Origin of the sequence: Neisseria sp. P0008.S010, assembly GCF_051962715.1 — a bacterium.
GTDB classification, from domain to species: Bacteria; Pseudomonadota; Gammaproteobacteria; order Burkholderiales; family Neisseriaceae; genus Neisseria; species Neisseria elongata.
Genome location: NZ_JBQCVA010000473.1, coordinates 1 through 222, shown reverse-complemented (window position 1 = coordinate 222; position 222 = coordinate 1). Strand labels below are relative to the sequence as shown.

Below are 222 nucleotides of genomic sequence, written 5' to 3'. Positions count from 1 at the left end.
CCCAGTAATTCCGAACAACGCTAGCCCCCTTCGTATTACCGCGGCTGCTGGCACGAAGTTAGCCGGGGCTTCTTCTCACGCTACCGTCATCATCGTCGCGTGCGAAAGAGCTTTACAACCCGAAGGCCTTCATCACTCACGCGGCATTGCTGGATCAGGCTTGCGCCCATTGTCCAATATTCCCCACTGCTGCCACCCGTAGGCTGTCTCTTATACACATCT

Annotated in this window: 1 rRNA gene; it reads right to left on the bottom strand. The window is 55.9% G+C overall.

Annotated elements, in window-relative coordinates:
• Window positions 1-222, bottom strand: a 16S ribosomal RNA gene (locus ACTHSL_RS14395); the annotation flags it as partial.